The following is a 17,877-nucleotide window of genomic DNA, read 5'->3' as shown; positions in this document are numbered from 1 at the left end:
CGGTGGTTGGGGTCAAGCGCCGGAACGGGTGGAAGGCGCGGCAAATTCATCCCAGTGCAACTCAAATTGCGCGGCCTCTTGCTGCGCTGTATTCAATGTCGGCGAGCGGCCCTGATCGCCCGTCCTAAAGACGTGGCCGCCGGATGGTGCGCTGACCTGGTAATCCACGCCGGGAAGCGGCGTGCCGGTTGGCGAGAGAATCCTGAACGTCTGGTCGTGTAGCTGCACGTCCGGTTGCCCGATAGCGTTCACGCCCATCGTCTTGGACGGCATGGTGCTGACCTGAGCATTGACCTCAAACTTCCCGCTGCCCACGGTAATCTGGCCGCGGTTCAGGCTGATATAGCTGTCGCCGCCGTTGAGCATGAGTTGCTTCGTGGCCCTGATCGTGATGCTTTCCGCCGTCTGCGTGATGTCGAGCTTCGCCAGCAGGTTCAGGTTCTTTTGCAGCGCCTTGATATCGATGTCGCCGGCATAGGAAACCATCCGTATACCGAGCTTGTAGGCGAAGAAACGGATCGCGTTCTTTGCGGAAGCCAGCAGGCTGCTGCCGGTGCTCACGCTCAGGTGGCCGCCCGTGGTGATCGCCGTATGTTCGCCGCTGGCGAGGTGGGCGCTGCCGGCTGTCGTCGCCTGTATCCCGGCGGGAGAGGCAAGCACCAAATGGGGTTTCGACAGTTCCGGAAAGTCTCCGCCCGCCTGCCCACCGATTTCGTCGTTCTGTCTCTTCAGCGCATCGGTCACTGCCGGCTGATCCTGCCCGTCCTGTGCCTGGGCCTTTACCGCCGCACTGGCGAGCGTATCGTGCTGCTCGCGCGCCTGCGCGAGACGTTGCACCGTCTCGCACATGTCCTTGACTGCCGCCGCCGCACCCGCGCGCGCCTCGGTCGTCACCAGCATGCCCTTGTTCGCACGCAAGACGCCCCACGCATCGGTCGCCAGTTCCCAACCGGTGCCGCGCGCCTGTCCGCGCCCCGCGTGGCCGGTAATGCGCGTGTTATAGCCGACCACCAGGCGGGACTGAGCATAATCGCTCGATACCTGGACCTGTAGTTTGCCGTTCGTGTCATCGGCCACCACCCGGTTTTCCTGCACGCCGGCCAATTCGCGCGAACGCAATCCCGAGAGCGCCTGGTTATCCGGCAGTTTCCACTGCACGGAGTTGATGGTGTTCGACACGCTCCCCATGATGATCGGCCGGTCCGGCGAACCATCCACAAAAATGACGGCGACCTCATCGCCAATGCGCGGGATATGGAGCATCCCGTACCCGCGTCCTGCCCACGGATGGATGGTGCGCAGCCAGCACGAACTCGTGTGGTCCTGCTTCCCCAGCCGGTCCCAGTGGAAATGCACCTTCACGCGGCCCAGCTCGTCGGTGTAGATTTCCTGGCCAGCCGGTCCCGTGACGAATGCGGTTTGCACGCCCGAAATCACCGGTCGTGCGATCGTCTGCGCCGGGCGGTAAGGAATCTTCTTCCGAATGCAGGTGAACGTTGCGCTGTAGGTCGCCGCGCCGTCGCCCGTCTGGTAATTGTTGCGTGCGCTGTGCCTGATTTTGATCAGCATGAACTGCCGGTCTTCAGGTTCGGCGTCCTCGTGGTCGTAATGGTTCTCTAGCTGGAAGTAGCGCCTCGGCATCAGCTTGCGGCTCGTCGTCTCCCCAAAGAACAGCTTGGCGGTGGCGGCGATCGCCTCGGCCCGGAAGCCGGCCAGTTCCTGCCCTCGGTCCTCGTCCGGGTAGGCGTGCGCGCCCGGATAGTCGTAGATGTCGTAGGAGGGCACGTCACCCTGGTCGTTTTCGATGTCGAGCCCAGCCTCGCGCAGCGCGTGCGGCACCTTGTAGTCGGCCGTCTTGAGCGACACGCTGCCCGATGACATCTGCCGAAATGACCGGAACGACGAGATGACGTCGATGTTATCCAGCCGTTCGTCCTGCGAATACGGGATTTGCGGGCTGAACCCGTCAATTGGTTTCGCACTGGTGGAGGTATCGGTGATGATGAGCTTATGGCTTCCCTTCGTATGCTCGAAGTAAAAGAAGAGGCCTTCTTCCTGCATCAGCCGCAAGACAAACGCCAGATCGGTCTCGCGATACTGCGTGCAGTAGCTGCGGTTCGCGGTGGCCTTCGAGAGCCGGAACTCGAACGATGCGAGTGACCCGAATTCGTGGAACACCCTGGAGAGAATTGCCTCGACGCTCTGCTCCTGGAAGATGCGGATATCCTGGCGGCGCGTCAACCTCCACAGCCACGGCCGTATCTCGGCTTCATACCGAGCGAGGCCTCCATCGTTATTCACGTGAGAAAAGGCGGTGATATAGCCGTGAAAATACCGTTGCTGTGAACTCGAGAGGGCGTTGTCCTGCTGCAGAAAAACCGTCACCGGCTGGCCGATCATCCGCTTTAATTCGATGGTCGGATCCTGAGACACGAAGCTCGCCTGCATTTCATCGATAAGCGATAACCCTTCGGTGCAGTCAAAGGCAACCAGCAATAGCTTTGACCGCCCAGACAGAGGTGTCTGGGCGTCGATATGACGGGGGGCGTTCAGGAGCTTGAAGAAATCCGGGGCCTTGGACATTGGATTTGAATGGCGGAGCCGCAATGCCGTCTAAAACGGGAGTCGAATAGTACAGTGAAAAATTGGTACTTGTCATGTTATTAAAGGTAGAAAAACGTTTCCATTCGGGGGGTGCTTCGAGTTGATGGGTAATTGAGAATGTTCTTATTGCATTTAGATTCAATCCGCTTCAAATTGCGAGTGAAATTATTCAATCTCTGCTTCGCGAAATATCCATTTCGAATAATCTTGCCGGATGCATCGCATTCTATTAAGGCTGCGGCGCATAATGCGTCCCCTTTGCGCGGCTCCCGCACTCCATGCTCCTGCGTTGTGTGCTTCATGTTTCGCGCGCCGTACCCCGACCTCATGGACGACCTCGACACCCTGCTGCCTTACTTCGAACGCGAACTCGCTCTGCTGCGTCAGGGCACGGAGCGATTCGCGCGTGAGTTTCCGAATGCCGCGATCCAGCTTTCGCTGTCTGGCGCACTAAGCGACGATCCGGGCGTCGGGCGCCTGATGCAGGGTGCCGCGTGGCTCTATGCTCGTGCCTCGCAGCGGATCAGCGACCACGTGCCGGAGTTCACCGAAGCGATGCTCGAAACGGTGTTCCCCATATACCTGCGGCCGGTTCCGTCGTGCTCGATCGCGCAGTTCGACGTGTCCCGGCTGTTCGAGGATCGGACGCAGACACTCATGGTGCCGCGCGGCACCGGCCTGGCGTCCCGCCCGTCGCTGTGCCGGTTCACCACGGTATGCGACGTGACACTCGCGCCGCTCGACATCACGCATGCGCAGTTCGCACCGACGAGCGTCGCGCCCATGCCCAACGCTGGCCGGTTGCCCGGCGATACAGTGGGAATCATCTCTGTCGAATTCGCGTCGCTCAGCGGTGAACTGGTGCCCGGCAGTGAGCTGTTGCCGCAGACGCTGCGCGTCCACCTGCATGGTGAGCGCTTCTTCGCCGCCGCCCTGACCGATGCGTTCCTTCTGCACCCGACAACCGCCTTTGTCGAAGCTGACGGCAGCCGCTGCTGGCGGGCACTGGAGAAGAAGCCAGTGTCTGCGGCCGGCTTCGGGGACAACGAGGCGCTCATCGAGGAGCCGCAGCACGTGCCCACCCAGCCGGCGCTGCGGATGCTGATCGAATACCTGGCTTTCCCGCACAAATTCAGCTTTGTCGATCTCGATTTCGCGGCATTGATGCACGCGGCTGGCTCCTGCGCTCGACTCACGCTGCATCTGCCCGTCGCGGGACGGGTAGCCGATGCCCAGGCCGTCCAGCGACTCGCCCCGTTGAGCCGCGATCACCTGAGGCTCTTCTGCACGCCGGTCGTCAACCGCTTCCGGCGCGATGCGAAACCTACCGATGTAAAGCAGGGCCGGCCGTGCTACCCGATCGTGCTGCCCAAACCAAAAAAAGGGGCTGCACGTGCCATGCTCCATTCGATCGACGCCGTGCGCATGATGCTTGGCGAGGAAGGCAAAACGCCGGGAGACGATATCCCGCCCTTCCACTCATTCCAGCACGGGTCTCCAGTCGGAATGTTCTGGCTGCGGGAGCGCGACCGGCTAACCGCCCGGCGGGCAGGGGTCGAAACGGCTATCCAGGTGGTCGACTGGGGACGGCAACCGGTCGCGCCCGCGGCGGCCAAGCTCGCGATCACACTGACATGCACGAACGGCGACGTGTCGGCGATGCTCGGCGCCGGCACGCAAGAAGGCCGACTGCACAGCGAGTCGCTGGGTCTTACGGCACCGGTCACCATGCTCGTGCATCCGTCCCCGCCTATGTTCCTGCCCCAGGACGGCGAGTCGCACTGGCGGCTTGTTTCAGCGCTCTCGCCCAATCCGGTGACGCTGTCGCCATCAGGCCTTCCCATGCTGCAGGATCTGCTGCACCAGTTTGGCAAGGGCTTGCCGCGGGATGCGACCCGGTACGTCGACGGCATTGTGGGAATGGGCTGCAGCGTTATCCGGCCGGTGATGCACGTCCCGGGAATCCCGACGCCACACCTTGTACCCGGCGTCCAGATGACTCTGACCATCGACGAAGTCGCATTCGCCGGTGACGCGCGGCATACCTTCGCGCTCCTGATGGAGCGGTATTTCTTGCGGTACGCCGGCATGGACTGCATGCAGCTGGTGATCGTGTCGACCGGCGGCACTGAAGTCTGGCGTGGGGAGCCGCTGCTCGGGCCACCCGGGCAGGGCATCCTGTAATGCTTTCGGGGATCGGTAACAGATGGAAGGACTGCTGCCCTGGTATGAACGCGCGCTGTCGTATCTGCGGCATACTGCGCGTGGGTTCGCGGCGCGTTATCCGAAGATTGCGGGACATCTTGTCGCGGCCGATGAGGGCGAGAGCGATCCGCACGTCAAACAGATGCTCGACGCACTCGCGCTGCTGGGGGCGCGGATCGACAGGAGACTTGACGACGACTATCCGCAGTTCGCCGAAGCGCTGCTCGACGTTCTCTACCCCCACTACCTGCGGCCGTTTCCGGCTTGCTCGATTGTGCAGTTCGCGCCCGCATCGGGCACGGGGGCATGGGATGCGACTGCCCCAACCACGCAGACCATTGCGCGAGGGAGCGCACTGGAGAGTCGGCCCATCAATGGGGTCGCCTGCCGGTTCAGGACGACTTACGATGTCACGCTTGCGCCACTCGCCGTCAGCGGGGCGCGCTATACCTCGGCTACGTCTGCACCAGTCGTGCTGCCGCCCGACGCGACCGGCATCGTATCCATTACGTTCGAGCTCACCCGAGCGGACCTTGATTTACGTTCGCTTGACCTGCAGGCCGTCCGACTGCACCTGCACGGCGAGCAGTCCTTCATTGCCACGCTGGCCGACGGCCTGTTCATCGATGCCGTTGCCGCGTACGTCCAGGCCGGCGGATTGGCCTGGCAGCAGCTGCGAACCGTACCGGTCGCGCAGGTGGGTTTTGACACAGACGATGCGTTGCTCGACTATCCGGCACGGTCGCATCCGTCGTTTCGACAGTTGATCGAATATTCCGGCTTTCCAGAGAAATTCAATTTCGTTGACGTCGATTTCGGCGCGATGCTTGCCGCGGCGGGACCATGCCAGTGTCTGACGTTGCACGTCGTGTTGAAGGGCGTGGTTGGCGAGCCGCGTGCTGCACGGTCCCTGGATTCGCTGTCGGCGATGCATTTCCGGCTCTTCTGCACGCCGGTCGTCAACCTTTTCCGGCGGCCGGGCGAGCCGGTTCTCGTGACGCATAGGGCGGCGTCGTACCCGGTACTGGCGGATGCGCATCATGCGTCCGCCTACGATATTTATTCGATCGATTCGGTGCATCTCCTGCGTCAGACTCGCGACCGCGCCCAGATCATCGAATTCCGGCCGTTCTTTTCGGAGCGCTACGGCAAGGCGCACCAGCGCGGCCATTACTGGTTTGCTCGCCGGGACGACGTAGTCGCGGCAAAAAGCCCGGGCTATGAAACGGAAATTTCGGTCATCGAGGCGGATTTTGATCCGTCGATACCATCGACCGATACATTGAGCCTCGAGCTGACATGCACGAACCGGGATCTGCCGGCGCAGCTTGCCATCGGCCTTGACGGCGGCGACCTGTTCATCCGGGACGGTGAATCAGCCGCCAGCGTCGCGATGCTGCGCCGGCCCACCCGGCCCCTGCATTTCGAACGAAAACGCGAACTACACGGCCGCCTGTTGTCGCATCTCGCGCTCAATCATGCGTCGCTGGTCAATTCCGGCGTTGCAATGTTCAGGGAATTGTTGACGCTGTATGACCTGCAGCGTTCCGCCACGTCGTCCCGTCACATCGCCGGCATCGTCGCCCTGGATTCGCGTCAGGCCATGCACTGGCTGCCGGGCAAGCCGTTCGCAATGGCGGTTCGGGGCGTCGAGGTGCGAATGACGCTGGATGAGGCGCATTTCGTAGGCACAAGCATGGCAGCGTTTGCAGGGATGATGGACGCGTTCCTCGGTCTTTATGTCCATCTGCGCAGCTTCGTGCAATTGGTCATCGTATCGAAACAGACGGGCAGGGAGGTCTTGCGATGCCGACCACGAAACGGCGAATTACCGCTGATATGATCCGGCAGATGTTCAGGAAGCCGCACGCGTTCGGCTTCTTCCAACTTGTCCGGTTGCTGGAGCATTGGTACAAGCGTCACACACCCGGCGCGTCCCGCGATGTGCCTACCGAGAAGCTCTTTTTCCGCAATACGGTGTCGCTGTCGTTTGCGCCGAGCGAGGTCGAGCGCATGCAACTTCGTGATGCCGACGGGGCGCTGCTCGACGGTTACGAAGACGTGAGCATAGCCGTCGCGCAAGACCAGATTGAGCGGATTGGCCGGATCGAAGTTACGCCGGCATTTTTTGGGCTGCTGGGCGTCCATGGTGCGTTACCGCTGCACTACACGGAGCAGACTGCCGGGCGTGAGTCACTCAAACGCGAGTTCGCGGCGCGCGCGTTCCTCGACGTATTCAGCAATCGCGCGACCGCGCTGTTTTGGTCGGCGTGGAAGAAATACCGGCTGCCATTTCACTACCGGACGGACCAGGACGAGCACTACCTGCCGCGGATGCTCGCGCTGGCAGGTGTGGCGGACAGCGGCACGCGCACCCGCCTGCGCAGTGGCAGAGGCGCGTTCCTCGACGAAACCATCGCAAGCCACGCGCATGCCACTCGTCACTGGCCGATGTCCTCCGTGTACCTGCAGCAAACGTTGTCTGAATATTTTGGGGTTCCTGTACAGGTAAAACCGCTCGCTGGCAGGCGGTACAGCGTACCCCGGAACCACCTGTCCGGGTGGACGCAGTCTGGCGGGATGAATATGACGCTCGGCGCGACAGCACTCGCAGGCGAGCGGGTCTGGCAGTGCGATATCGGTGTCCAACTGCTGATCGGGCCTCTGTCGAAACGCGATTACGAAGCCTTCTTGCCGGGGTTTGATCGAGCTGTCGCACTACGGCGTCTTTTGACGATGCTGGCGGGTGTGACCGCCGAATACGAGGTTTCTTTGGTGCTGCGCCGTGCCGAAGTCAACCCGGCACGCCTGGGGGAGAGCGGAAGACTGGGATGGGATGCCTTTCTCTGTACGCAGGACCCGCGTAGCGATCGTGCCGATGTGTGCTATGAATTGCCCGCGAATCAGGGATAAGGTCGGACCCTGAGCCGGGATGTGGGTGGTTACATGATGATCCGAGGGCTATCGGGTCAGTGACGGCCCATCGAGATACAACGCATCCAGGCGGCAATGCGATCTCTACTTGCCGGTCGGCGCCTCACACTCCGGTGCGCGAGCTTGCTCACGCGCAGCCTTCGCACCCTCGACCTTCAGCATCGTCGGCAACGAAACACCGTTCTTCGCGGCCGTGACCTCGGCCAGGATCGAGATTGCGATTTCAGGCGGCGTGCGGCTGCCGATGTAAATGCCGACAGGCCCGTGCAGCCGTGCCAACTCGCCATCGCTCAGATCGAATTCCCGTAGCCGCTCGCGTCGCGCCGCATTGTTGCGCCTGGAGCCGAGCGCGCCGACGTAGAACGCGGGCGTCTTGAGCGCTTCCATCAAGGCCAGATCGTCGAGCTTCGGATCGTGCGTCAGCGCGATGACGGCCGAGCGTGCGTCGAGCTTCATTTCCGTTACAGCATCATCGGGCATCATGCGGACGATCTCGGTCCCGGGCACGTTCCACTCGTCGGTGTACGCTTCACGCGGATCGCACACCGTGACACGGTAGTCGAGCCCGACGGCCATCGACGCCAGATACCCCGACAGCTGTCCCGCCCCGATTACGAGCATCCGAAAGCGCGGCCCGTGGATCGTGACGAGCCGCTCGCCGTCGAAACGCAGTCCGTCCGTGGCGAGGGCCGGCGCAAGTCTTGCCACGCCCGTTGCCATATCGAGCGCGCGCGCGACGAGCGCCCCGTCAGCAAGCGCTTCGCACAACGCGTCGATGCCGCTCGCCGGCGTCAACGGCTCGAGCACGAGTTCGAGCGTGCCGCCGCAGGGCAGACCGAAGCGATGCGCCTCTTCGGCTGCAATGCCGTAGCGCGCCACGCTCGGCCGCTCAAGATCGATGTCGCCTCGGCGCACGCGCTCGATCAGGTCGTCCTCGATGCATCCCCCCGACACCGATCCGACCACAAGACCATCTTCGCGGATCGCCAGCATGGCCCCCTCCGGGCGCGGCGACGAACCCCAGGTCCTCACAACGGTGGCGAGGACGACGCGCTGACCTTCCGCGAGCCAGCGCCTGCCTGTATTCAGGACCTCGAGGTCCATGCTTTCCACGACTTCCCCCCTTTGCCCGATGGCGCCGATTCGAACACGGCAGCGTGCTGCAGCGATGGTTCGGCAGGCTGCGGCGCGTCGCTCGGCAATGCCAGGTCGCGGGCCGACAGTTGTGCCGCGAACCGCTTGAAGAATTGATCGGCGACTTTGCGCACGGCTTCGTGCGCCGGGCTGTTGCCGTCGACATGCAGCGCCTGCGAGCGCGCAGTGTAGAGGAGCGTCGTCGCGGCATCGCCGTCGGCCTCCAGCCGCAGCCGCGCGCTCGGAGTGCCGCCGTTCGCGGCGCCAGCGGGGCCATCGAGTTCGAACACGAGCGTGCGCGATTGGGGGCCAGCGGCCTCGCTCACTCGGACGCGCCCTTTGAAACGCGATGTGCCCCCCTCTGCCGAAAGATCCAGTGCCATGAAGAAGCCGTTTTCCCCGTCGGCTTGGATGTCTTCGCATCCAGGAATCGACGCGCGCAGGATCGCGGCATCGGTAAGCGCTTCCCAAGCCCGCTGTGGCGGGACGGGCAGTGTGTAGCTTTCGGTCAATTCCATTGCGTTGTTCCTCCTGTAAGAGGGAGCGACCAGAGCCCGCGAACTGTTCGCGCGCGCGGGTAGTCGTGGTTCCCATTATGTACCGTGCGGCGCGAGCCGGTTCGCTCACTTCGCGCCCCGGGGACTCATGCTCCCCGACCGTTGCCTTCATGGCCTCGAACAGGTCGTAGCGAGCAAGGCGCGTGCAAAGAAAAACGGCATCGCGGTCGAAACCGGCGATGCCGTTCATTAGCGTTCGCGTCCGAAGCGAAGCCGCACCCGGGAGGCACGGCCGGCCCAGCGGCCCCGGCGTCTAGCGCTTCCCGCGCGCCAGCAGCGAGTTTTTACGCGAGTAGCCGAAGTAGACGACCAGTCCGATCGCGAGCCAGGCGAGGAACGCAACCCATGTAATCCATTGCAGATTGATCATCAGGAAGACGCAGGCCGCTACCGCCCCGAGCGGCACGACGGGCACGCCCGGGCAGCGGAATGCGCGCGGAAGATGCGGATGAGTGCGGCGCAGGACGAGCACGGCGATCGACACCATCGAGAACGCCGCGAGCGTGCCGATGTTGATCAGTTCGGCCAACACGTTCAAAGGCACGAGGGCGCCGATGAGGCCGAAGAAAATGCCGACGATCCAGGTCGTCGTAAATGGCGTCGCAAAGCGCGGATGCACGCGCGAGAGCGCTTTCGGCAGCAGCCCGTCGCGCGACATCGCGAAGATGATCCGCGTTTGCCCATAGCTCATCACGAGAATGACGGTGAGCATGCCGAGTACGGCGCCCAGATCGATGAACCCGGCCACCCAGTTTTGCCCGGCGACTTGCAGCGCGTACGACACGGGGTGGGAAACGTCGGCGAAACCGGGCGAGGGCACGATGCCCGTCACGACGGCCGCCACTGCCACGTAAAGCACGGCACAGACGGCGAGCGAGGCGATGATGCCGATCGGCAGATCGCGCTTCGGGTCCTTGACCTCTTCGGCGGCGGACGAAACGGAATCGAACCCGATGAACGCGAAGAACATGACGGCCGCCGCGCCGAACACGCCGTGCCAGCCGTTCGGCATGAACGGACGCCAGTTGGCCGGTTGCACATGGAACACGCCGACTGCGATCACCGCCAGCACGACGGCCACCTTGATCGCGACCATCGCGTTGTTGACGCGCGTCGATTCGCGCACGCCGACCGACAGCAGCGTGGTGATCGCCATCGTGACGAGGAACGCAGGCAGATTGAACAGCGTGGTTGCGCCGGCGACGGCGCCCGGCGCTGCCGTGAGCGCCATCGGCAGCTTTACGCCGAAGCCGGCGAGCAGCGATTGCAGATAGCCCGACCAGCCCACCGAGACGGCGGACGCAGCAAGCCCGTACTCGAGCATCAGATCCCAGCCGATGATCCATGCCGCCAGTTCGCCGAGCGTCGCGTAAGAGTAGGTATAGATGGAGCCGGCGACCGGAATCGTCGATGCGAATTCAGCATAAGCGAGACCCGCCAGCCCGCAGGCCACCGCGGCGATGACGAACGCGATCATCAATGCGGGGCCGGCTTGCACGGCGCCCGTGCCCGTCAGCACGAAGATGCCGGTGCCGATGATGGCGCCGATACCGAGAAAGGTGAGATCGAGCGCGCCGAGCGATTTTTTGAGGCTGGTGCGCCCGGCACCGGCAATCATCTGCTCGACGTTCTTCTTGCGAAAAAGGGACATAAGGCGGGAGTCTCCTGGAGGACGCACCGAACCGGTGCGACTCTATGTACGGAAAAACCCTAGATTTTAGCCAATATGGCCCTCTTGGCCTGCCGTTCCGTAAGGAATCAGAAAAGTCTCAGGGGGTGAGGGAGCCCCGGGGGCGCAGAGTCCCACGAATTGCGTGAAGCCGGGTTTTGCAGGCCCCGTCCGGCCCTCATAGCCGGCCGGAACGAGCAAGAGAAGGCTTCAACCCGTCATGGCGGGATTCAGATCGACGAGCCGGTTGCTCATCACGTAAAACGTCAGTTCCGCGTTGTTGCGCAGCTTCATTTTCTCGAGCAGCCGCGCGCGGTACACGCTGACCGTTTTCACCGACAGCGAAAGCGCATGCGCGATGTCGGTCAGCCGTTTGCCCGAGGCGAGCATGCAGAGCGTCTGGTATTCGCGGTCGGACAACTTTTCGTGCGGCAGCTGATCGGTGTCGAACGAGACGTAATCGGCGAGCGCCTCGGCCAGCGCGGGGCTCACATATTTGCGGCCCGCGGCGACTTGCCGGATGGCGTCGATCATCTGTGCGGCCGTGACCGTTTTGGACAGATAGCCGCTCGCGCCGGCCTTCAGCGAGCGCACGGCGTACTGGTCTTCGCGATACATCGAAAACATCATCACGGGCGTGCGCGGCTCTCGGCGTTTCACGCGCTTGAGCACTTCGACGCCGTTCATGTCGGGCAATGAAATGTCGAGCAGGATGACGTCGAACGGGTCGCCGTCCAGGCTTGCGAGCGCCTGAGCGCCGCTCTCGGCTTCGACCACCTCGCGCGCGATGCCATGATTGACGAGCAACTGGCGCACGCCCTGGCGGACGACGGCGTGGTCGTCGACGAGCAGAATCCTCAGCGTCATCTGCCGTGCCCCGCACGCGAGCCCCGGCCTGCGCGGCGGCGCGTGTCCTCGTTTCGCTCATGCGCCATCGCCGCCCACAAGAAATGCGCGCGCACGGTCGTTCCGGGCTGTACTGCGGCGGCGTTGCCGGCCGCCGGCCAGGCGCCGTGCCATGGCGAACCGGGCGATTCCGCGCGCAGCCTCGACGCGATGCGCAGCGCGCCGCCGAACGACTCGCACCGCGCGCGCATGCCCGGCAGGCCGAAGCCGCGCGCGGAGGCCGAACTCGGTGCACCGGCGCGGCGCGCCCGTGGCGGCATCCCGCGGCCGTCGTCTTCGATGATCAACGTCAGCCGTTTCGCGTCCGTGACGATGCGCACGTCCGCGTGCGAGGCTCTGGCGTGTTTCGCGACATTGGTGAGCGCTTCCTGCGTCACGCGCATCACGGCCAGCGCGGCGTCGGGCGGCAATTGAGTCAGGCGCACATCGGCGGCGCAAACGAAGCTCGTCGAAAGGCCCGTGCGCTCGGAGAACTCGCGCGTCCACTGCGCGAGCGCGGCGACTACGCCGCCTTCGACATTCGGCGCATGCAGATCCTGCACGAGGCGCCGGCACGCTTCGCAGGCGGCATCGAGCGATTGTTGCGCAAGTTCAAGGGCCGCAGCGGCGACGTCCCGCCCCGCGCCCAATGCATGCTCGACATTGGCGAGGGCGAACCGGGCGGCGGTCAGTTCCGCGCCGAGACTGTCGTGGATCTCGCGGGCGACATGTTGCTTGATGGATTCGCGCGTTTGCGCGAGCTCGGCGGCAAGTGCGCGCAGGCGCCGTTCGGCGTCGGCTGCTGCCGCGCCTGCGCTGGTACCCGCTTCGCCGACGGCCAGCGGTACGACCATCGACATGTCCAAGTTATCGTGTTGCCGAGCGGCCTGAGCCAGACGTTGATTCATCGCGAAGACACAATCCCGGATTAGCACGCCGCTGCGTCGGAAAAGATGACGCCCTGCGTAACGAAACTTACATCTGGTAACAGGAGCGGAACGTTTTCATTCGACCCTTCATTGGGCCGCATAATATCTCAGAATTCGAAAAAATACCGGTCCCACGGGCGCTCCAGCGCCTTGACAAGCACGGATTGACAGCCCGGCGTTTTTCGGTTGTAGGACAAATTCCTACGACGAGATGGGTGGGACGGACGCCGATGTGTAACAAGAATGCCGCGTCAATGTCCATCAAAGAAAAAACCGGAGCCAGGGCTCCGGTTTTGACCAGCGACGCTTGTCGGTAGCAGGGGCGGGCGCTCGGGTTTGCGAGCGACGTGCGCGTTGCTCCTGTTGCCCGCCCTGCGTTTGTCGTCAGCCGACGAACGCTTTCTCGACGACGTAGTGCCCCGGCTCGTTATTGCTGCCTTCCTTGAAGCCGAGGCTGTCGAGCAATTCGCGCGTATCGCGCAGCATATGGGGGCTGCCGCAGAGCATCACACGGTCGTTGTCGATGGAGAACGGCGGCACGTTCAGGTCTTCGAACAGCTTCTTCGTATCGATCAGCTCGGTGATCCGGCCGCGGTTCTGGAACGTCTCGCGCGTGACCGTCGGGTAGTAGATGAGCTTTTCGCGGACGAGGTCGCCGATATGCTCGTGGGCCGGCAGATGCTCGGTGATGTAGTCCTTGTAGGCGAGTTCGTCGACAAAGCGGCACGTGTGCGTCAACACGACCTTCTCATAGCGGTCGTAGACGTCCGGGTCTTTGATGATCGACATGAACGGCGCGAGCCCGGTGCCCGTCGACAGCAGCCAGAGCGTCTTGCCCGGCAGCAGGTTGTCGGCCATCAGCGTGCCCGTCGGCTTCTTGCCGATCAGAACCTGATCGCCCACCTTCAGGTGCTGCAGGCGCGAGGTCAGCGGGCCGTCTTGCACCTTGATGCTGAGAAATTCGAGGTTTTCCTCGTAGTTCGCGCTCGCCATGCTGTACGCGCGGATCAGCGGCTTGCCCTCGACTTCCAGCCCAACCATCGTGAACTGCCCGTTTTCGAAGCGAAACGACGAATCGCGGGTGCAGGTGAAGCTGAACAGCGTATCGGTCCAGTGGTGGACGGAGAGGACGGTTTGCGGATTCAGATTGCTCATGGCTACGGTGAAAGTGCGAAGAGGTGGGCGCCAAAGCGCTCGGCACACGAACGCTCCGGCCGGCGGGGGCAAGGGGCGATGGGCTGTCGCGGCGCGTCAGACGACGCTAAAAGATGGCTATTTTAACGCGCCCGCAGCAATACAGCGACGAGCGTTCTATGTCGATTCGGCATGTCGATATAACCGCCGCGCGGGGCGGCGCCGCGCCGGCAGCCGCCCGGCGGGCCTCCCGCTACCGTTCGGCCACGAGCTTGGCGCCGAGCCCGACGAGCGCCGCGCCGCACAATGCGTCAATCGGCCGCCGCAGCTTGCGATAGCTGCGCTGCGTGCGCTCGGTCGCGAACATGAACGCGACGCCGCAGTACCAGCTGGCCGAGAGCGAGCCGATCGTCGCGAAGACGGCGCTATAGAACCAGAGGGGTGGGTGTGCCGGAAACATCGCGGCGAACACGCTCGTCCAGAACGCACACGACTTCGGATTGGTCGCGCAGGTGACGAATCCCGAACGGTAGGCGCGCAGCCAGGCAGCCGCATCGTGCGCGAGCGGCGCGGCTTGGGCCGCTGCGCTGGGCGCCGGGCTTGGGCGCGCGCTCGAACCGAGCAATTTGAACCCGAAATAGACGAGATAGAGCGCGCCGGCGATACGAACGCCCGTGTAGAGCCATTCGAGCCGCTGCAAGACGGCGGCGAGGCCGAGCATGGCGAGCGTGACCCACAACATCGACGCCGTGCAGACGCCAAGCGCCGACGCCGCGCCGAGCGTACGCCGTCCAGTCAGCGAGAGCTGCGTGACCATGAAAAAGTTCGGTCCGGGACTGGCCGCCGCCACGAGGTAGATGACGGCGATTTGCAGAAGGATCGGGAGGTAATGCATCGCAGCGGGCCGGAAGGAAAGGATCGGGTTCGATAAACCGCTAATCTAGCGCATCCCGTCTATCGGCTCCTGCCAATCGCTTTACCGCACGCCACTGAGGGCGCCCGGTTCTCCATCGTTGAACTCAATGGCTCAATTCGAGCCGCGCGATGTAGGGCAGATGATCGGAAAGCCAGGCCGTGTCCTGCGTGGGTTGCACGCATTCGATGGGCTGCATGCCGCGCACGAACATTTTGTCGAGCGCGAGCGCGGGAGAGAATGCCGGAAACGTGCGGGCCGGCTGCCCCAGCAGCGTCGCGACTTCGACGAGGCCGTGTTCGCGGAACAGCGGGACCGAGTCGTTGCGCCAATCGTTGAAGTCGCCTGCGAGCACGAGCGGCCCGTCTGGCGCCTCGCGGGCAATCCAGTGAGCAATCCAGTTCATTTGCCGCACGCGCGCCGCGCGCGTGAGCGCGAGGTGGGCGCATAGCAGCGTGACCGATCGACCCGCGAAGGTGGTGCGCGCGACGAGCAGCCCGCGCCGCTCGAACCGGTGCGCCGAGATATCCCAGCGCCCGCCCAGGTCGAGCGGATGCGGCGACAGGATGGCATTGCCGTGACGCCACGACGGCTTGAACACGTTGGGCCCGAGGGCGATTTCGAGGTCGAGCGCGTGTGCGATTTCGGTCGCCTGACACTCCCAGACATCGACAAGCGGTTCATGGACGGGCGCGCCGAAGCTCGTCGCGAGCACCGGGCCCGGCATCCGCCGCGCCATCGCTTCCTGCAGGAAGTAGACGTCGGCATGCGTCGATTCGACCCAGCGCTGCATCGCTTTCCATGCGGTGAAGCCGAGCGGCGAGCGGCCCTTGTGCAGATTCCAACTGACGGCGACGAACTCCTTCTTCTGTGGCGCCGTCGCCCCGGGGTGCGTGAGCTCTTCTGGATTTCGCATGCCGCTTCGTGTCCGCTTTCTTCCAACCGTTAATGTGGTGCGACGCTCGCATGGAGGCGATAGACAAGCGTCGGATTCTTGTCGATGAGGGTCCAGGCGACCCACTCGCCGGCGGGCACGACGAGCCCGGGATGGCTCGCACTGACGCGCCGGGGCTGCGGCGGCAGCGCACACCCTTCCGGGGTGGTCGGCGCCGTATCGTCTTCGATCGTTTCGTTGGCGTCGATGATGAGCGTGACGCCGCCTGCATCGGCGGCGATGGGGGAGACCGAGATCGTTCGCGCAAGATCGATGCCACCGGCCGGCACGTCCTTGCAGCCTACCCGATGCGTCGTTTCGTCGTGATGAGTCGCGCTGAAGGCCTGTCCGAGCGTGGTCGTCGCTTCGAAGCGATCGATGGTTTGCCCGTCGCGCACGACTTCGAGTTGCCATGCTACGGGGGGCGGCGCGTCGTCGCCGATCGAAGCAGCGGCAGCGCTCGCGGATGAATCCGCCGCCAACCCGCCCGCGGCCCTCGCGGTGCTCGCAGACAGTGCGCTGGCGAAGGCAAGCGCGGCCGCCGCGCCTATGACGCAGACGAAAACGCCACCGAGTGTGGCGACGACGCGGGTGGCACGTCTCATCGAACTTCTCTCCTTACCGCAGACAAATGGCGCGGCGAGACGACAAGCGTTCATCTTACGCCTAACGGTCGGCCCAGCCGTGATCGAGCGGTTCGCTCGCTTTGCGAGATGCATGGCTCATACCCGTCCTGTGTCGTCAGACGGAAAACCGGCTCGAAATGGCGGGAAAGCCCTGTTAGCAGCACGCGGGCGAGGCTGCTGGCTTTTCGCATGGAACTTGCTTGACTACACTGGAGTGACGACGAAGCGAACGATGCGCCGCCCCAAGGCCGGACGCAGGCAGCAACACCAGAATCGGCGGGGCGCGCTCAAACGCAGCATGCGAGGTGAGCGATGACGACAGCCGTGGTGAAGCAGGAAATCGCAGTGGCGTCGTTCAGCAAGGTCTACGATCTCGATCGGGTCGAAACCGCGCTGAACGAGCTCAGCGAAGGCGCGAGCGAAGCGCTGCGCGCAACCTACGAAAAAATGCTCAAAATCGGCAACCTGCGTTTTTGCGTGAAGCCGAACCGCATGCCAGCCATCGACGGCCTCATCGACGCGCTGCCGAACTTCGCCGATCCCTTGGAAGACGTGCGCCGGCAAGTCGCGCTCTGCATCGAAACGGAAGACCGGCTCGAACTGATGCCGATGCTCTTGCTGGGCGATCCCGGCATCGGCAAAACGCACTTTGCCAAGGCGCTCGCGCGTCTGCTCGGCACGACGCACCATTATGTGGCCATGAGTTCGCTGACGGCGGGCTGGATCCTGTCGGGCGCTTCGTCGCAATGGAAGAATGCGAAGCCCGGCAAAGTATTCGAAACGCTCGTGAACGGCAGCTACGCGAACCCCGTGATCGTCGTCGACGAAATCGACAAGGCGAGCGGCGATTCCCAATACGACCCGCTCGGTGCGCTCTACGCGCTGCTCGAACACGAGACCGCGCAAACCTTCATCGACGAATTCGCCGAAGTGCCGATCGACGCGGGCCAGGTGATCTGGATTGCGACGGCCAACGACGAGCGTGCGATCCCCGCACCGATTTTGAGCCGGATGAGCATCTACGAAATCGAGCCGCCCGATCGCGAGGGTGCGCGCCGCATCGCACGGACGATTTACGAGGAAGTGCGCGGCGCCCATAACTGGGGACGGCGCTTTCCGGCGCAGCTCGACGAGGACGCGCTCGAAGCGTTGTCGCGCGCTTCGCCGCGCGATATGCGCCGCGCGATTTTGCATGCTTTCGGCACGGCGCGGGTGGACGGACGCGACGTGGTGCGCGCCGACGATATTCGTCCCGAACGCGGAGCCCGCCGTCGGCCGATCGGCTTTTGACGAGCCTGCGGCCGTTAGCGCACGGTTTCGGGCCGCTTGCCGAAGCGGCTTTTGCCGCGCGTC

At 63.7% G+C, this 17,877-nt stretch carries 14 protein-coding genes; 4 read left to right on the top strand and 10 right to left on the bottom strand.

The window, feature by feature from the left end:
* Positions 1 to 12: 12 nt before the first annotated feature.
* On the bottom strand, positions 13 to 2,583 hold the full coding sequence (locus C0Z19_RS28940) for a type VI secretion system Vgr family protein (protein ID WP_102611496.1): 2,571 nt from the start codon (positions 2,581 to 2,583) through the stop codon (positions 13 to 15).
* 348 nt (positions 2,584 to 2,931) lie between these two features.
* Here C0Z19_RS28940 and tssF (C0Z19_RS19565) point away from each other — a divergent pair, with 348 nt between their 5' ends.
* Genes tssF (C0Z19_RS19565) through tssG form a run of 3 tightly spaced genes read left to right on the top strand, consistent with a single transcriptional unit; the run spans position 2,932 to position 7,722 of the window.
* Positions 2,932 to 4,788, top strand: coding sequence for a type VI secretion system baseplate subunit TssF (gene tssF / locus C0Z19_RS19565; protein WP_158243029.1), 1,857 nt, complete (start codon positions 2,932 to 2,934; stop codon positions 4,786 to 4,788).
* Between the two features lie 22 nt (positions 4,789 to 4,810).
* Positions 4,811 to 6,652 (top strand): type VI secretion system baseplate subunit TssF, encoded by a 1,842-nt coding sequence (tssF, locus tag C0Z19_RS19560; RefSeq protein ID WP_102611494.1) that lies wholly within the window; start codon positions 4,811 to 4,813, stop codon positions 6,650 to 6,652.
* Entirely contained in the window at positions 6,616 to 7,722 is a 1,107-nt protein-coding gene (gene tssG, locus C0Z19_RS19555; protein WP_102611493.1) for a type VI secretion system baseplate subunit TssG, read from the top strand. The genes tssF (C0Z19_RS19560) and tssG overlap by 37 nt, the downstream gene beginning before the upstream one ends.
* A 105-nt stretch (positions 7,723 to 7,827) precedes the next feature.
* Here tssG and C0Z19_RS19550 read toward each other — a convergent pair whose 3' ends face one another.
* The 9 genes from C0Z19_RS19550 to C0Z19_RS19510 form a co-directional block, all read right to left on the bottom strand.
* Positions 7,828 to 8,856, bottom strand: coding sequence for an XdhC family protein (locus C0Z19_RS19550; protein ID WP_102611492.1), 1,029 nt, complete (start codon positions 8,854 to 8,856; stop codon positions 7,828 to 7,830).
* A complete protein-coding gene (locus C0Z19_RS19545) occupies positions 8,829 to 9,395 on the bottom strand; it encodes an SRPBCC family protein (RefSeq protein ID WP_102611491.1) in 567 nt (188 codons plus the stop codon). The genes C0Z19_RS19550 and C0Z19_RS19545 overlap by 28 nt, the downstream gene beginning before the upstream one ends.
* Positions 9,396 to 9,687: 292 nt before the next feature.
* Positions 9,688 to 11,085: a branched-chain amino acid transporter BcaP gene (gene bcaP, locus C0Z19_RS19540; protein ID WP_102611490.1), complete on the bottom strand. Its 1,398-nt coding sequence runs from the start codon at positions 11,083 to 11,085 to the stop codon at positions 9,688 to 9,690.
* A 228-nt stretch (positions 11,086 to 11,313) separates the two neighbouring features.
* A complete protein-coding gene (gene rqpR, locus C0Z19_RS19535; RefSeq protein WP_102611489.1) occupies positions 11,314 to 11,970 on the bottom strand; it encodes a response regulator transcription factor RqpR in 657 nt (218 codons plus the stop codon).
* Positions 11,967 to 12,848: a sensor histidine kinase gene (locus C0Z19_RS19530; protein ID WP_233196213.1), complete on the bottom strand. Its 882-nt coding sequence runs from the start codon at positions 12,846 to 12,848 to the stop codon at positions 11,967 to 11,969. The genes rqpR and C0Z19_RS19530 overlap by 4 nt, the downstream gene beginning before the upstream one ends.
* A gap of 453 nt (positions 12,849 to 13,301) precedes the next feature.
* Positions 13,302 to 14,072 carry a ferredoxin--NADP reductase gene (locus C0Z19_RS19525; protein ID WP_102611488.1) on the bottom strand — a complete coding sequence of 257 codons (771 nt, stop codon included), beginning with the start codon at positions 14,070 to 14,072 and terminating at the stop codon, positions 13,302 to 13,304.
* Positions 14,073 to 14,304: 232 nt separating this feature from the next.
* Positions 14,305 to 14,946: a LysE family translocator gene (locus C0Z19_RS19520; protein WP_102611487.1), complete on the bottom strand. Its 642-nt coding sequence runs from the start codon at positions 14,944 to 14,946 to the stop codon at positions 14,305 to 14,307.
* 124 nt (positions 14,947 to 15,070) lie between these two features.
* Positions 15,071 to 15,880, bottom strand: a complete 810-nt coding sequence (locus C0Z19_RS19515; RefSeq protein ID WP_102611486.1) for an endonuclease/exonuclease/phosphatase family protein — start codon at positions 15,878 to 15,880, stop codon at positions 15,071 to 15,073.
* 29 nt (positions 15,881 to 15,909) lie between these two features.
* Positions 15,910 to 16,503 (bottom strand): hypothetical protein, encoded by a 594-nt coding sequence (locus tag C0Z19_RS19510; RefSeq protein WP_102611485.1) that lies wholly within the window; start codon positions 16,501 to 16,503, stop codon positions 15,910 to 15,912.
* A 333-nt stretch (positions 16,504 to 16,836) separates the two neighbouring features.
* On the opposite strand from C0Z19_RS19510, the gene C0Z19_RS19505 reads away from it, so the two are divergent.
* Complete coding sequence (locus tag C0Z19_RS19505; RefSeq protein WP_102611484.1) at positions 16,837 to 17,814, top strand: AAA family ATPase; 978 nt, start codon at positions 16,837 to 16,839, stop codon at positions 17,812 to 17,814.
* The last annotated feature ends 63 nt before the right edge of the window (positions 17,815 to 17,877 follow it).

It is taken from the genome of Trinickia soli (assembly GCF_002879855.1).
GTDB classification, from domain to species: domain Bacteria; phylum Pseudomonadota; class Gammaproteobacteria; order Burkholderiales; family Burkholderiaceae; genus Trinickia; species Trinickia soli.
This window is presented reverse-complemented; position numbering and strand designations above follow the sequence as displayed.

Bases quoted from the DNA above. Each gene is read 5' to 3' on its own strand.
- bcaP (WP_102611490.1), bottom strand. From the start codon at position 11,085: ATGTCCCTTTTTCGCAAGAAGAACGTCGAGCAGATGATTGCCGGTGCC.
- tssG (WP_102611493.1), top strand. From the start codon at position 6,616: ATGCCGACCACGAAACGGCGAATTACCGCTGATATGATCCGGCAGATG.
- C0Z19_RS19510 (WP_102611485.1), bottom strand. From the start codon at position 16,503: ATGAGACGTGCCACCCGCGTCGTCGCCACACTCGGTGGCGTTTTCGTC.
- tssF (WP_158243029.1), top strand. From the start codon at position 2,932: ATGGACGACCTCGACACCCTGCTGCCTTACTTCGAACGCGAACTCGCT.
- C0Z19_RS19545 (WP_102611491.1), bottom strand. From the start codon at position 9,395: ATGGAATTGACCGAAAGCTACACACTGCCCGTCCCGCCACAGCGGGCT.
- C0Z19_RS19505 (WP_102611484.1), top strand. From the start codon at position 16,837: ATGACGACAGCCGTGGTGAAGCAGGAAATCGCAGTGGCGTCGTTCAGC.
- C0Z19_RS19530 (WP_233196213.1), bottom strand. From the start codon at position 12,848: ATGTCGATGGTCGTACCGCTGGCCGTCGGCGAAGCGGGTACCAGCGCA.
- C0Z19_RS19520 (WP_102611487.1), bottom strand. From the start codon at position 14,946: ATGCATTACCTCCCGATCCTTCTGCAAATCGCCGTCATCTACCTCGTG.
- C0Z19_RS19525 (WP_102611488.1), bottom strand. From the start codon at position 14,072: ATGAGCAATCTGAATCCGCAAACCGTCCTCTCCGTCCACCACTGGACC.
- C0Z19_RS19515 (WP_102611486.1), bottom strand. From the start codon at position 15,880: ATGCGAAATCCAGAAGAGCTCACGCACCCCGGGGCGACGGCGCCACAG.
- rqpR (WP_102611489.1), bottom strand. From the start codon at position 11,970: ATGACGCTGAGGATTCTGCTCGTCGACGACCACGCCGTCGTCCGCCAG.
- C0Z19_RS28940 (WP_102611496.1), bottom strand. From the start codon at position 2,583: ATGTCCAAGGCCCCGGATTTCTTCAAGCTCCTGAACGCCCCCCGTCAT.
- tssF (WP_102611494.1), top strand. From the start codon at position 4,811: ATGGAAGGACTGCTGCCCTGGTATGAACGCGCGCTGTCGTATCTGCGG.